This window comes from Pseudoalteromonas sp. 20-MNA-CIBAN-0454 (genome assembly GCF_040308685.1).
Taxonomy (GTDB): domain Bacteria; phylum Pseudomonadota; class Gammaproteobacteria; order Enterobacterales; family Alteromonadaceae; genus Pseudoalteromonas; species Pseudoalteromonas nigrifaciens.
Genome location: NZ_JBEOOB010000030.1, coordinates 1 through 14,245 on the forward strand (window position 1 = coordinate 1; position 14,245 = coordinate 14,245).

Sequence of the window (14,245 nt, forward strand, 5' to 3'; positions counted from 1 at the left end):
GTTGGCGGAGTGGACGGGACTCGAACCCGCGACCCCCGGCGTGACAGGCCGGTATTCTAACCAACTGAACTACCACTCCAGAATAAGAATATGTTTTACAACCATATGTTGTGTAAGCGTTGGCGGAGTGGACGGGACTCGAACCCGCGACCCCCGGCGTGACAGGCCGGTATTCTAACCAACTGAACTACCACTCCACATTTTCGTTGCTGTTTGAGTCTCCCCTGACAGCGGCGTGAATAATACGAACCAGCCCCTATTTCGTCAAGGGCTTTTTCGCTTTTATTTAGGTTTTTTAGTCATCTGTCATCGAAAGGTTTAAAATTTCACCGCTTTTGTCATTTTTTGAGCCGTTTTTAGTACTTTGCTTTTTTTCAGAATTACCAACATCGTCATTTGTTGTTGTCTTTTTATTTATAAAAGGCAGCTTCACTTTAAATTTAAGCGATTTTTTCTGTACAAAAATACGAATTGCCAGCCAACCCATTAATAAAACGCACAGATTTCCAACAATAATTAAGCTGAGTAAAACCCAATTCGCTATTTTTTCTGCTACGGGTTCACTCTCAATCATTAAATCAGGTGGAATTATGGTCGCTGGATCAACTGCTGGTACCGCTTCTATTGGGCGTGCAATTTCAAATTTGTACGTTGGCAGCGTTGCCATAAACTCACGACCCTTTATATTTGTGCCAAAAATAGACAGCTCGACACTATATCGACCCCAACCATAATTTTTAATTGCTAACTGCCTCGTATGTTGTGCATCCGACTCTATACTAAACATTTGCTCTTCGTTATTAGGGTAGTAAATTTTACCCTGCATAATTACGGTTTCTGGCTTAACTATTGTGTCATCTAAATTAATAGCTAAAAGGTGCTCGTTACTTTCTTGCTCTGCTAGCGTCATGTCGTAACTTACTGGGGCAGAATGTACCACAATGCTGCTTTGCACTATTCGACGTTGTAATAAGGGGGTTGCTATGTAGAGTTCGGGGATCCATTCTCCTTCGGGAAAGTCTAATTTAAACTCGCCCGTAAAAACGCCATCGTTTGGGCGTTCGTCAAACCCTCGGCCATCATCTTTAAATTCAGCGACTTCTTGAGTACTGGCTCCAAAATTAGCAGCCTCTGCACTATTAGTACTTACAAAATCAACATTTAAGGTAACGACATCTCTAAATAGATTGGCATTTATGGGAGCACCGTCATTTAAAATTTTTCCGGTGATTTTTATTGTCTCGCCTCGAAACAGCATTTCCGGTAACGGCTCTGCCTCAAGTGATACCTGGCCTAATACGACAATGCGGCTGTCGGGTAAGATATTACCTATAACTTGCCAAGGGCCAGCCATGGGGTTGCGTATGGTAACCAAATCATAACTAAGCTCGTCATGCCAACTTAAGTCAGGGTTTTTAACTGATTCGGTAGCAAAATATTTACTGCCATCGGGCCTTACTAAAATAACAGCCGGTGAGCCTGGTTTTCTAAAAAAAAGTAAGGTTATTTCAGCTACTTTACTATCAATACGAAAACGATTATCTAATAAAGGGATTTCATTTTGCCTCCCATCACGCTTTAGTACTTCAACTTGTTTAACGCCATATGCGCTGGTTGCAAAAAAACTAGCAGATACTAATGCGGTTACCAAATAAAAGGTTTTCATAATATGGCCTTAATCAGCGCGCCATATACAGTGGCCGCCTTCATTATTAACAATATCTAATCGTGCTTCGTGTGCAGCTTGTTCTGCCTCACTGGCGCTTAATACTACAAGAGGTGCTCTTTGGGCGCTTAAGCGTCGTATTCCGCCTTTTTGCTGTTCGGTATCGTCATTTTTGTTTTGGTTCAAATTTAGCTTAACTTGTCCGCCAGTCATTGCTAGGTAAACGTCGGCTAATATTTCAGAATCCAGTAATGCGCCGTGCAATGTTCGCTTAGCGTTATCTACGTCGTAACGACGGCATAACGCATCTAGGTTGTTCTTTTGTCCTGGATGCAAGTCACGCGCCATTTTAAGCGTGTCGAGTACTTGACAGAAAGTGGCCGTTTTAGGATAGCCCTGGTTAAGCAGAGAAAATTCGTTATCCATATGGCCAATATCGAACGGCGCATTATGAATAACCAGTTCTGCCCCCTTAATATAATCAAAAAACTCTTGAGCAATTTGATGAAACAGTGGTTTATCACGTAAAAACTCATTAGTGATACCGTGAACGTCTATTGCTTCTTCTTCACTGTTGCGCTGTGGGTTGATATACACATGAAAGTTATTGCCGGTTAAGCGGCGATTTACTAATTCAACACACCCTATTTCGATAATACGATGCCCTTGTTTAGGGTCGATGCCGGTGGTTTCTGTATCTAAAACTATTTGTCTGCGTGCCATATCGAATTAATCCTGACTCTGGTATCTTTCTATAATCACTTTATTGTACATAATATCAAGGTAAAACAGTGGAAAAAACCGTAGAGATTTATACCGATGGTTCGTGTTTAGGTAATCCAGGCCCCGGTGGTTATGGTATATTCATGATTTATAACGAACATGAAAAAAAATTGAGTCAAGGTTATAAACTAACAACTAATAATCGCATGGAAATGCTGGGGGCAATTGTGGCTCTGGAAGTATTAACTCGCCCATGTGTTATTAATATCACTACCGATAGCCAATATGTGAAACAAGGTATTGAGTCTTGGATCACGAATTGGAAAAAGCGCGGCTGGTTAACCTCAGCTAAAAAACCAGTAAAAAATGTCGACTTATGGAAACGCCTCGATTTAGCGTGCGCTAAACACACCGTAACCTGGAAATGGGTTAAAGGGCATAGCGGTCATAAATACAATGAAATTGTAGATGACTTAGCGCGCGATGCCGCTGGCAGTAAAGATTTACTCGATGATGTAGGTTATCAACCTTAAAGCTGATTAGCACATACCAAATTACTTTTTATTTTGCTCACAATGCTTTAAGTGTTGCTTTGAGGTTTGTCTAAGGCCCCCTTCTACAGTTGTAAAGCGCGGGCGAGCATGCCACTTAGGTTTAATGGGTGTGAGCGGTGCAACACGTTTACGTGCCACCAGCATGTAAACACTGCCCATAGGTTTTAAGTATTGTTTGGTAAAGCTACGCCAAAACGCAAAACGCGACAATCTATTACCTCGCGCCAGTGATGAGTAAATAAAGCGCTCATCACTCACTATTTCAAACCCCAATAAATTAAGCCAATCTTTAACCCGTGCAGGGGTAAAAAAACGCCCTGTCCATGGCAGTTTCTGGCCACTAAATGGCAGTAATTGGGCAAGCCCACATAAACTAAACGGATTAAAGCCTGTTACCACAATATACCCACCTGGAATTAAAGTGCGATGTGCTTCGCGTAAAATATGGTGAGGATCTGAGTGATACTCTAAGCAATGGCTTAAAATACATGCATCAATAGTGTGCTCATAAAATGGTAATTCGTCTATATCGGCAATAACGCCGGTGTGAGCGCCCGCTTGCGCTACGCACACTTGGTGTTTTATTAAACATTTACTGGTGTTTAGCTCGCCACTCAAACTACCTAACTTAAGCATATGGTAGCCAAACATACGGGGGAGCCACGGCGCTAATTTACGTTCAATCTCACAGCGTAAATAATCCCCATGAGGAAACTGCTGCCATGACAACGGTTTAGGTCCTTCTTGAAAACTAAGGGCTGGTTTCATTTTATGAGCTCGTTATACTAGGTGTTAACTGTCACTTTATAGAGCAACGTTACATGGTGCAAGTCAAAGCAATTAAAGCCTTTTCAGATAATTATATTTGGTGCTTAACTACAAGCAATAATACGCAAGCTTGGGTAGTCGATCCGGGCCAAGCAGAGCCAGTACTTGATTATTTGGCGCAGCATAATTTAACCTTGGCGGGTATTTTAATTACCCATCATCATTACGACCATACCGATGGCGTAGCAAAGCTGGTTAGCGAAAACCCAAATATTGCTGTATACGGCCCAACTAACAGCCCGTTTAAGGGGATTACTCAGCAACTTACTGATGGCCAAAGTATTACAGTGCTTAATACTGCTTTTAATATTATAGCGACACCCGGGCATACTCTAGATCATATTTGTTATGTTAATGAACAACTTGCCTTTACTGGTGATACTTTATTTAGTGGTGGTTGTGGGCGTTTATTTGAAGGCTCTGCAGAACAAATGTGGCACTCGTTTAATAAACTGCGCGAATTACCTGCTGATTGCAAAGTTTACTGTACTCACGAATACACTCAAGCTAACCTCGCTTTTGCAACAGCCATTGAACCGCGTAACCCAGAGCTACTTGCCTATAGTAAAAGAGTAGATGAACTGCGCAGCAAAAATGGAATTACTTTACCAAGCACTATCGGCCAAGAGCTAAAAATAAACCCCTTTATGCGCAGCGATTTACCTAACATTACTGAACTAATACCAAAAGAATTTTGCTCGGTTACAAAAAACAATGAACCTTGGGAAAACTTTGCGGGTCTGAGAAAGTTCAAAGACCATTTTTAATCCGCTAACCAATAGCCACATGTACTTTTTGTTTAGCAATCAAAAAGTTAAAATTAGCATTTGATTATTGCTAAGTGTTTTAAAAGGTCACAAGTGGCAATGTTAGCTCATAACGGGTAGTATTCGCCGAGTTTTTTACCCCATGTATTGGTATTTATGAATAAATCTCCCCTATTACTGGTTTTAGTATTAGCACTAAGCGGCTGTCAAACGTTAACAAACGAAAACACTGACTCGCAAGCCGCAACTCAAGCAAATAAGCAGCTTGGAGGCGCAAGTCCACACGATATTAGCAATGCATTAATGAGCAGCGCCAAGTATCAACACGTTAAAGATACTGACACTGAAGCACCTATTTTTGATGATGTATGGGAGCGTATTCGTTACCAGCTTTCAATAGAGGTGCCGCAAAATCGCCCCGTAGTTACCGAGCGTAACTATTATGCAAAGCACCAATCTTATTTAAATCGTATTTCGAAGCGTGCCGAACCTTATTTGCATTTTATTGTTGAAGAAATAGAAAAACGTGAAATGCCTATCGAAATTGCACTGCTGCCTATTGTAGAGAGTGCTTTTGATCCGTTTGGTTACTCGCATCGCACGGCGTCGGGTATTTGGCAATTTATGCCACAAACCGGTGAGCGTTTCGATTTAAAGCAAAACTGGTGGTATGACGGGCGTCGCGACATAGTACAATCAACTCGCGCTGCGCTTGATTACTTGTCGTATTTACACAAAACCCTTGAGGGCGATTGGCTCAATGCCATTGCAGCTTATAACTCGGGTGAAGGTCGTTTGTTGCGCGCGATTAAAAAGAATCGCAAGAAACACTTGCCGACCGATTTTTGGTCACTTGATTTACCTAGCGAAACCACCGCCTATGTACCAAAATTATTAGCACTGGCCGACTTATTAAAGCGCTCAGATGACTTTAACGTGACGTGGAATCCTATTATAAATGCACAAGTTGTTGAAGTAGTTGAAATTGGTTCGCAAATTGACTTAGCACTCGCTGCAGAAATGGCCGATATAACACTCACTGAGTTGTATAGGTTAAACCCTGGTTTTAATCGTTGGGCAACCGATCCTAATGGCCCGCATTCTTTACTATTACCGGTTGATAAAGCTGAGCAGTTTAGTCAAAAATTAGCTAATACTGATATTAAAAACCGCTTACGCTGGCAGCAATATACGGTTGAGCGTGGCGACAGTTTATCGGTTATTGCCAAAAAGTTTACCACCAGCACCAGTGCAATCCGATCATTAAATAAGTTAAGCTCAAATACAATTAGAGTCGGTCAGCAACTATTAGTGCCACTAACTGATGGCGCAATTAATAGCGAACATTTACCAGAGCAAATGCGCTCTGCGGCTAATAATACCAGCCGTACTAAGCTTTCGCATACGGTTAAAAGTGGTGATACGCTGTGGGATATTAGTCGTGAATACGATGTCACTATGGATGAGCTTGCAAAGTGGAATAAGCTGAAGAAAAGCGCCACATTGCGTTTAAATCAAAAGCTAACGGTATATAAATCTGCTAATAAAGCAAAGACAGCAGCAAACACTACGCATCGTACAATTACGTATAAAGTGCGCCGTGGTGATTCGTTAGCGCGTATTGCGTCTAAGTTTAACTTAACTGTAAACGACATTATAAAGTGGAATAGTTTAGCCGGACAAAAGTATTTACAGCCGGGGCAAAAGCTTAAATTAAAAGTAGATGTTAGAAGCAGTTAAACTGCAACAGGTAAAACTAAGGCGCTTATAGCGCCTTAGTTATTTTAGGCTTGTGCTAATATTGCTTTAAGGGTGCTTTGTTTTGCAATAATATCTTTATAAAGCGCAAACTGATTTTGCGCCCGCTCTAAATTATGATTGGCATGTTTGATTGAAAAATAATTATCGCCATCAATATAATCTGTTAAAAATCGCAGGCCTATCATAAAGGTCATCACTTTAGCACCTAGCCAAAAGCTTTGTTTTTCTTGCTCGGTGATCAGGCCTTTTAATGGCTCTACGTAACCTTTAACTATGGCTGCAAATATTTCTTCGCGCACACCTACATTACTTAAATCGGTGGAGTCTTCTTGCTCTGGTGAGCAAAAGGTGCGTACCATATCACCAAAGTCGTAAAGCCAATACCCTGGCATACAAGTGTCTAAATCGATTACCGCTTTAGCATTATGTGATTGCTCACAAAACAGCATGTTATTTATTTTTGTATCGTTATGACAAGGCCTTACCGGTATAGATCCTGCTAATGCTTGGAGTTCATCAATGAGTGTAAATTGCGATAAACAAAAATCAACCTCAGCTTGGCAACTAGCTAAGCGCTGCTCTGGGTCAAGACTAACTGCAGTTTTAAACGTCTGTGCACGCATGGCTAAGTTATGAAAGTCAGGGATCACATGGTGCAATTGTTCTGCATCAAAATCCTCTAGCGCCACAGCAAATTGACCAAAGGCATTCGCCGCAGTTTGCGCTTGGGTAGCATTAGTGACTACATCGTCGCTGTAACTGCCACCAATAAACTCTAGTGCTCGCCATACCCCCTGATCACAGTTAACTAAATAGTCATTATTAATAGTCGCTACGTGGCGAATAATATCTAAGTTGTACTCACCCAATTGCTGCTTGCTAGTTAGGTGTTGCTCTATTAAACGGGCATTTTTTACGAGTAAACCGGGCTCAGGAAACACATCAACATTGAGCTTTTGTACTACTAGCGACTTTTTAGCAGTGCTAAGTAACCATGTACTATTGATCAGCCCACTACCGATTGGTTTGATACTGATATGCTGATTGCCTACGCCAAAACTTTCAGACAAATGAACCGCGATGGGATTTAGCTGCATAGCTATTTTGCTACCTAAAAATAAAATAACTCAGATAATAAAGGTGAGCTTAGGGTAACACTCACCTTTATTAATAATTAAAGCTTACTAAGCCAATTTTTTAACCACGGCTCGGTAACCGGCCAAGGTTCAAAGTCTTCGCAGGCATCAACCTCTAAGCGGTTACCAACAGGCTTAGCTTGTAAGTCACGTAATAATTCATCAAAGCTGCGCCCTGCACCACAAAAGGTGTCGCCGTAGCTTCTGTCGCCCATGGCAATAATTCCAAATGGCTTGTCGGTTAACATAGGAAAAGTACTATTTAACTGATTATAAAAATCAGCCAAGTTATCAGGCACATCGCCTTGGCCGGTTGTTGAGGTGATAATTAAAATATGTGATGCACTTTGAATGTCGCTCAACACTGGCTCATTAAATACCGTAACGCCATGCCCAGCTTGCTCTATTGTTGTGGCTACTTCGTCACTTAAACGCTCTGCACCGCCATATACGCTGCCTACAAAAATACTAATATGTGCCATTAATTAATAATCCTTTTCTTCATCTGGCCAACCTAGTTGTTTGCAAATGCTGAGCATTGCATCACCTAGTGGCGCTTTAATTGTTATTGATTCATTACTATAAGGGTGCACAAAGCTAAGCTCAGTTGCAAATAACATTAATCTGCGCAGCTCAAAATGCTCCCTAAAAAATTGATTATGCTGATTATCACCATGGTTTACATCGCCAATGATAGGCAGTGATAAATGCTTTAAATGCCGACGAATTTGATGTTTACGCCCCGTTTTAGGAAAACATTCTACGAGGGAATAGCGCACCGTTGGGTACTTGCCAATGGGAATAGGCAAGGCTGCTTGGTGCAAGCAGTTAAACTGAGTTTGCGCTTCTTGTGGCGCTTTGTCTTGATCGGCAAACTTATCTGCTATTTTGTCCAGCTCTTCTTTTAGTGGTTTATCTAAAAATACCGACTCGGGTGCAAAACCACGTACTAAGGCTAAATAGCGTTTACTAATAGTGCCTTCAATAAATAACTGATTCATATCGCGGGCCGCTTCTGAACTTAACGCAAACAGTAACACCCCCGATGTGGGTCTATCGAGCCTATGTACCGGAAAAACATGCTGCCCAAGTTGATCGCGTAGCATTTGCATAGCAAACTGGGTTTCGTGCTTATCTAAAAACGAACGATGCACTAATAAGCCTGAGGGTTTATCTATGGCTACGTAGTTTTCATCCTGATACAAGATAGTCAGTTCGCCATACTCAATTGGTATTGGGCGCTCACTCATTTGGATCTCCTAAAAAGGCATCGAGAGCTGTTAACAGAGTAATAATTTCATCGCTGCCTTTTTTACTCGCAAGCGTCATTTGTGCCATAGGAGCAATTGCAAAGTTGCGCGGCAATGGCTGCTTATCAATAATTAGCTGCTCAACTTTTTCAATAAATACAAACTGTAACCATTGTTCAAATGCCATGGTGTCGTGGCAAAAAGGCACGTTTGATTGTAATGCTTCTGCTGCTATTGGCTCATTTTGCCAAAGCTGATGCTTTTTTAAAAGTGCCCTTAACTGCACTAAATAAGCTTGGGTTTGCTGGTACATAACCGCCCTCTTAAAACTAGATGAAGTAATAATACCATTTGTATTTATTAAGAGGGAAATTATAGTAACTGAAAATACCCGCTTAATATTACCCCCGCTTGCTCAGTTATTTAGCAAAATCAAAACTCAAACTCTATAAGCGCGGTTCCCTCAACCTTTGCTATGGCGTATAATTGACGCAATTTTGTAGTAAAAACAATTGAGAAAACGATGAGTAAGCAAATAGCGACATTAGGGCAGCTTTTAGATAATGCAGGTACTCAGTGGCGCGCGTTTGATATTGGTAGACACATAACTAAGCTTGATAAAAAACAATTTTTAGCCATAGAGCAAGCACAAGTCCCTTACCCATATCCGCTTGCTGGTCATGCGTGGTTAGCTATTCAGTTTTGGGATAGTAAAGCGAGTAAAGAACCTTATGTATGGTTTTTGAAATTTCCAGTAGATGAGCAAAGCAAACTGGTGAGTGCGAGTCGCGATCACTTTGCCGACATGGTAATTGAAGCTCTCGGCACACAGCTTACCGGTGAGCAAGCCGATGGTAAACTTGATAACAATCCTTATGTTTTTACACCAAACGCTAATAAATTAGCAGCCTTTAATGCGCAACTTAAAGTACTATTAAAACAACCTGCATCACAGTATTACGAGCATACGCAGCTGTACTTTAGTGGTAAGCTGGGTTTTGAAAATTGGCAAAGTGTGGCATTACAAGGCATTGCCGATTTTGCACTGCGCCTCGATAATGAGACTAACTTAGCTAATTTACAAAAAGCCTGGCCTCATTTGCCCGTTGAGGTATTACAACCCCTTAGCGCCATGCTTGAGCATGTAGAAATACCGCCCTCATTAAGTCAATTACTAGTAGAGTTCGGCCAAGCGGCTATAAAAAATAACGACCCGTTTGCTGTTACAGTAGCGCTACGTTCGCTTTCTAAAGCGCAAGCGCAAGGCTTAACCGCCCAATTGGTCGATAGCGTATTAACTTCATCGGTTAATCAAGATGCTGACGTACTGCTCACTATTGCTGGGCGTTGTTTTAAACAACTAGAAGACCCTGAACGCTTGCATGTATTTATGGACAACTGTGCACACCATCAACAAATTACTGAACTATTTGTGAGTGTTTTTGCTGATTTAGTTGCAATACCCACCATTCGCCCGCATTTATTAGGCTTATTACGTAAAGAAAATCGTAGCGAAACCCTCGCGCGTGCAATTGGAAGGTTATTCTCTTAAATGGCAAGTTTATGGACGTTCATACTTATTGGTAGTGTAATTTACTTATTTTGGCTAAACCGAAAGGTAGCCGAGGCGGCGAACGTTCATGCTAAACGCCAAAGCGAACAACTGCAGGTGCAATTAATGAGCGTTGCCTGTAGTAAACGCCGCTTTGGCTTTTTAAAAAGTGGTAAACCTGGAGTGAAAAGCGAATTTATTTTTGAGTTTTCAAGTGATGGCGAAAATGCCTATCAGGGAATACTGATCATGGAAAATGAGTATTTAAAAAGTGTGGTTATTCCACCGCATAAAATATAACCTTTATACTGCGCTAAAAGTTTAATTTAGGGTAAGGTTTAATTTAAAAATAAGTAAAACACAAAAAACTAAGGCGTAACTAAAGTTACGCCCCAATTGACAAACATCCTGTTAGGTATCCTTTACCTGTGTAATCCGTATTATCATCCTCTGAACGAGCAAACAACCTTGTTCACCCTCACATTGCATCCTGCAATATCCTCTTGCCACCTTGGCTGTCCTGCGTAAACTAACGCTCCGGCTACTTCCTGTAGCGCCATCCTTGATTATCCCTTAGTAGCTCCTGCCACTTAAGCGCATCATGCACTTTCCTACTCATCCTTGCATCCGTGTTAACTTGTCCGTTTTGCTTCTTGCTAGCGTCTGCTATGTTGCCTACTTCCGTATCCTTGGCAATCACTCAATCATTGAGCTGTGTCGTCTTGACAAAGTAAAGTTTAAAGCAAATGGCTAGTAGATATAGTACCTAGCTGTTAATTATTAAATGGCATTTATATTAAAAAACACAAACTATAAAAATAACCTTACATATCAATCAAATAGGTAAGGAATAACTATTTCAATGCAATTTAAACTGACAACTCGCACAGCGATGTGAGATATATCTCACGGTCATATGTCCGTTTTGGGATGTAAACCACCAATGCAGGCTACCTTATAACCTAAATTAAATTTAGTTTTTTGACTTAAATAACAATTCGCCCGCAATCTTATTAAAAGTAAGCTGCTTAAAGCTTTCAAACCCTTCGGTTTTAAAAAATTGAGTATGCTCTTTGCGCGTTACAAACACCGCCATACCTGTAGACTCAGCATTAGATTGAACTAGGTCATTTAGGCCTCTTAATAAATAACGCCCAAACCCTTGGCCATGAAAATGCGGATCGACCGCAATAAAAGCTAAAAAATAGTAGTTGCCCTGCTGCTCTAGTGCATCTCTAATTGTTTGCTCTTTATCTATTAGTTGATTGGTTTGTAAGTAACCAGCACTTAACATTAGCTTTAAGCGCCAATGCCAATAACGCTGCGCCTGTAATTGGCTGTTTGATTCGAACACGCAGGCAACGGCTTTGAGCTTATCGTTACGATATAAACCAATAAGCGGCTGCTTTTCTTGCCAAAAGCTGCTTAGCTCTTCGCGAATTAATGACCGAAGTTTTTTTTCGTAGGCCGATTTACTCTCTTGCTCGTAATTGAGCATAATTTGTAAAATAGGATCGTCGTGATACGCCTGATAAATTAAACTTGCGGCAATACTTATATCTTCTGCGGCTAAATACTGTACGCTAAATGTATCGGCTTGGGTGGTCACAGTCATTATTATTCCTTTTTTGTATTAGAACAACACATCATTATTTTCGCCTTATGATTAAACCATTAGCTTGGCGCTATAATCACTAACTTAATGCGATTGGGTTTACTCATAGCTACAACTTACACACATAATAAATTTATATTTGTTCTCTAAATAAGCGCTTTATTTACTCACTTTCTAAACTATAGCTGTAAAGTTATTAATGGTAAATTCAGCGTGAGTTTAGCTGGCTTAGACTATAGTTTATTTATAATCTTATTTTGACACGCTAGGAGCACAACATGGATACAACAAAGCACGATATAAATACACTGTTTGCACAACTTGGCTTACCTAGTTCTGAAGCTCAGATTGATGCTTTTATTGCTTCCCATGCGATTGAAGATACAACGTTAATACAAGATGCACCTTTTTGGGATGAATCTCAACAGCATTTTTTAGCTGAATCACTCGCAGAGGACAGTGATTGGAGTGAAGTTATTGATGAGCTTGATGTACGCCTTCGCCAAGGCAATTAATTTTAAGGCAATTAATTTTAAGGTAATTGATTTAATTTGGGACATTTAATGTGCCCCTCCCTATTTATTGTTACTATAGCCTCCACGCAGCAGCTTCATGCTGCGTACCTATTTATACTAAAGAGTTATAAACCTAATGAATGCTGCTGTATTTGATGCAATTAAAGTCCTTCTTGATGAAGGCAAAGTACCTACTGTCGCGCTTACTAAAAGTCGTTTAATTAAGCCTGTGCCGATGCCTGTTATTATTGCGGCGGTGAGTCAGTATAAAAACAATCCAGATTCAATTTATAACTTAATGAAAAGCCAAGTACAGCCGAGTAGTAGCGATTCTAAAACTTCGCAGCTAGACAGAATTGAAGAAAAGCTCGACCGGTTACTTACCCTACTAGAAAAATAATAATTCGAGACTATAAATGTTCGTTGTTGATTTAACCTTTGATTGCTACCAAGACACCACTTTAGAGAAAGCCGAACAAGCTATTAATCGCTTGGTTAATGCGCTACGTTTTAATGGCCAAATAATGGGCGAAGAGTTTCCTACTGTTTTAAAAGATGGTTACTTTATTACCCGTGTTATGTGCCCAAACGAAGATGCTATGCACCCGCTTAACAATAGTCCATTTGTAAAACACAGCATTGAGCAATTGCACAGCGCTGGTTTACTTGCGCCAAAAGTAAAAATTATTGGTCAAGATATTCATTCTAATGGGTCTGATTGCTGCGCCGAGCCTTCTAGCTATATTTTATACACCACTTATGTGCATACTTGTAGCCCACTTTATTGTGGTGACGACTTTTTACCGGTACCGCTATTTCGGATCCCAGCAATTGCTAATGGTGATTATAAAACCTTAATTAAATGGCAGGAAGACTGGCAAGCCTGCGATCAAATTCAAATTAATGGCGCAACACGTTGTGAGTTTCCTGCTCTTGAAGAAATTTCGAGTATTAAAAGCGACTTATTCCGCCGCGGTAAAGACATTACTAAACGAATTAGCTTTTTAACTAAAAAACCTGTGTATTACTATATATACCGCGTAGGTGGCACCGATAAAACTTCTGAACTAGAGCGTAAATGCCCAAGCTGTAATGGCGATTGGAGGTTACCTGAATCCTGGTTTGGATTATTTGATTTTAGGTGTGAGCCCTGCGCCTTAGTGTCTAATATATCGTGGGACTTTCAATAAGTTAAAGATATTATTAATGTATTAGCTCGATATTAAAATTAATTCCGAGCTAATACTTTACACTAAATCGTTTTAAGGTAATTAACGCCTGTTTTAATTAAACCTCAAGCGCTTGCAAAAATTCTTCTATATTGGCAGCAAGCACATGATGCGTTTTTTTGCCTACGTACTCTAAGCACACTTCACCGCTGTGCAATAACACACTTACTAACAAATCATCTTGTGCTGTTAACCCTATAAATACTGTTTCAGGTTGTTTAAGTTTACGCTTCATTAAAACGTGGCCAGTTATATTTTGTTGCAATAAATCAAAGTCATCGCTATTCCATGCCTGTAACAATTCAACTTGGTGACCATCAATACTAGCTTGAATATTGCCACCATACATATGCCCATAAAGCGCATTTAAGCCACTTGGAAATGTAACATCCAACGCCTTAGCTAAATCATTAAGCGAGCCTGCAGGTTGCTGCAGCACAGCTTGCCACTGAATATTACCTTGTTGATCAACATTGCCTATTTCACATGGGCTTGGCCATTGCTCATCGTGCACCATAAGTGGATGTTTTTGCGTGTTTTTTAGGGTTTTGTCATTAAACCTTTGGTGTAGCTGGGTTAACTGCAATACAACAGACATACTATGAAACTCATTTAAATTAGATATAATGCCGCTATTGTAACTATTTAA

General features: G+C 40.4%; 17 protein-coding genes and 2 tRNA genes. 8 read left to right on the top strand and 11 right to left on the bottom strand.

The window, feature by feature from the left end:
- Positions 1–2: 2 nt before the first annotated feature.
- The 4 genes from AAEZ22_RS13905 to dnaQ form a co-directional block, all read right to left on the bottom strand.
- Positions 3–79: transfer RNA gene (locus tag AAEZ22_RS13905), tRNA-Asp, on the bottom strand.
- A 41-nt stretch (positions 80–120) separates the two neighbouring features.
- A tRNA-Asp gene (locus AAEZ22_RS13910) sits at positions 121–197 on the bottom strand.
- A gap of 98 nt (positions 198–295) precedes the next feature.
- Positions 296–1,666 carry a TIGR03503 family protein gene (locus tag AAEZ22_RS13915; protein ID WP_089368529.1) on the bottom strand — a complete coding sequence of 457 codons (1,371 nt, stop codon included), beginning with the start codon at positions 1,664–1,666 and terminating at the stop codon, positions 296–298.
- A 9-nt stretch (positions 1,667–1,675) separates the two neighbouring features.
- On the bottom strand, positions 1,676–2,389 hold the full coding sequence (gene dnaQ / locus AAEZ22_RS13920) for a DNA polymerase III subunit epsilon (protein WP_086999245.1): 714 nt from the start codon (positions 2,387–2,389) through the stop codon (positions 1,676–1,678).
- A gap of 68 nt (positions 2,390–2,457) precedes the next feature.
- Here dnaQ and rnhA point away from each other — a divergent pair, with 68 nt between their 5' ends.
- Positions 2,458–2,922 carry a ribonuclease HI gene (gene rnhA / locus AAEZ22_RS13925; protein WP_011328623.1) on the top strand — a complete coding sequence of 155 codons (465 nt, stop codon included), beginning with the start codon at positions 2,458–2,460 and terminating at the stop codon, positions 2,920–2,922.
- A 21-nt stretch (positions 2,923–2,943) separates the two neighbouring features.
- Here the strand turns inward: rnhA and AAEZ22_RS13930 are convergent, their stop codons facing one another.
- Entirely contained in the window at positions 2,944–3,711 is a 768-nt protein-coding gene (locus AAEZ22_RS13930; protein ID WP_011328624.1) for a class I SAM-dependent methyltransferase, read from the bottom strand.
- Between the two features lie 53 nt (positions 3,712–3,764).
- Here AAEZ22_RS13930 and gloB point away from each other — a divergent pair, with 53 nt between their 5' ends.
- Positions 3,765–4,538 (top strand): hydroxyacylglutathione hydrolase, encoded by a 774-nt coding sequence (gene gloB / locus AAEZ22_RS13935; RefSeq protein ID WP_309216277.1) that lies wholly within the window; start codon positions 3,765–3,767, stop codon positions 4,536–4,538.
- 156 nt (positions 4,539–4,694) lie between these two features.
- Complete coding sequence (locus tag AAEZ22_RS13940) at positions 4,695–6,278, top strand: LysM peptidoglycan-binding domain-containing protein (RefSeq protein ID WP_011328626.1); 1,584 nt, start codon at positions 4,695–4,697, stop codon at positions 6,276–6,278.
- Positions 6,279–6,322: 44 nt separating this feature from the next.
- Here the strand turns inward: AAEZ22_RS13940 and AAEZ22_RS13945 are convergent, their stop codons facing one another.
- The 4 genes from AAEZ22_RS13945 to AAEZ22_RS13960 form a co-directional block, all read right to left on the bottom strand.
- Positions 6,323–7,396: a phosphotransferase enzyme family protein gene (locus tag AAEZ22_RS13945; protein WP_011328627.1), complete on the bottom strand. Its 1,074-nt coding sequence runs from the start codon at positions 7,394–7,396 to the stop codon at positions 6,323–6,325.
- Between the two features lie 77 nt (positions 7,397–7,473).
- Entirely contained in the window at positions 7,474–7,917 is a 444-nt protein-coding gene (locus AAEZ22_RS13950) for a flavodoxin (protein ID WP_011328628.1), read from the bottom strand.
- Positions 7,918–7,920: 3 nt separating this feature from the next.
- Entirely contained in the window at positions 7,921–8,685 is a 765-nt protein-coding gene (truC, locus tag AAEZ22_RS13955) for a tRNA pseudouridine(65) synthase TruC (protein WP_011328629.1), read from the bottom strand.
- Entirely contained in the window at positions 8,678–8,998 is a 321-nt protein-coding gene (locus AAEZ22_RS13960) for a YqcC family protein (protein WP_192531553.1), read from the bottom strand. Before AAEZ22_RS13960 ends, truC begins: the two co-directional genes overlap by 8 nt.
- A gap of 210 nt (positions 8,999–9,208) precedes the next feature.
- Between AAEZ22_RS13960 and AAEZ22_RS13965 the strand changes: the two genes are divergently transcribed.
- Positions 9,209–10,237: a DUF3549 family protein gene (locus tag AAEZ22_RS13965; RefSeq protein WP_089368533.1), complete on the top strand. Its 1,029-nt coding sequence runs from the start codon at positions 9,209–9,211 to the stop codon at positions 10,235–10,237.
- Positions 10,238–10,537 (top strand): DUF3301 domain-containing protein, encoded by a 300-nt coding sequence (locus tag AAEZ22_RS13970; RefSeq protein WP_011328632.1) that lies wholly within the window; start codon positions 10,238–10,240, stop codon positions 10,535–10,537. It begins immediately after the preceding gene.
- Between the two features lie 673 nt (positions 10,538–11,210).
- On the opposite strand, the gene AAEZ22_RS13975 is transcribed toward AAEZ22_RS13970, so the two are convergent.
- Complete coding sequence (locus AAEZ22_RS13975) at positions 11,211–11,852, bottom strand: GNAT family N-acetyltransferase (protein ID WP_352297674.1); 642 nt, start codon at positions 11,850–11,852, stop codon at positions 11,211–11,213.
- Positions 11,853–12,130: 278 nt separating this feature from the next.
- On the opposite strand from AAEZ22_RS13975, the gene AAEZ22_RS13980 reads away from it, so the two are divergent.
- From AAEZ22_RS13980 to AAEZ22_RS13990, 3 genes are all read left to right on the top strand, one after another.
- On the top strand, positions 12,131–12,367 hold the full coding sequence (locus tag AAEZ22_RS13980; RefSeq protein WP_011328634.1) for a DUF2789 domain-containing protein: 237 nt from the start codon (positions 12,131–12,133) through the stop codon (positions 12,365–12,367).
- Positions 12,368–12,503: 136 nt separating this feature from the next.
- A complete protein-coding gene (locus AAEZ22_RS13985; protein ID WP_011328635.1) occupies positions 12,504–12,767 on the top strand; it encodes a hypothetical protein in 264 nt (87 codons plus the stop codon).
- Between the two features lie 16 nt (positions 12,768–12,783).
- Positions 12,784–13,557, top strand: coding sequence for a Zn-ribbon-containing protein (locus AAEZ22_RS13990; RefSeq protein WP_011328636.1), 774 nt, complete (start codon positions 12,784–12,786; stop codon positions 13,555–13,557).
- Positions 13,558–13,654: 97 nt separating this feature from the next.
- Here the strand turns inward: AAEZ22_RS13990 and syd are convergent, their stop codons facing one another.
- On the bottom strand, positions 13,655–14,194 hold the full coding sequence (syd, locus tag AAEZ22_RS13995; RefSeq protein WP_089368970.1) for a SecY-interacting protein: 540 nt from the start codon (positions 14,192–14,194) through the stop codon (positions 13,655–13,657).
- Positions 14,195–14,245: the final 51 nt, after the last annotated feature.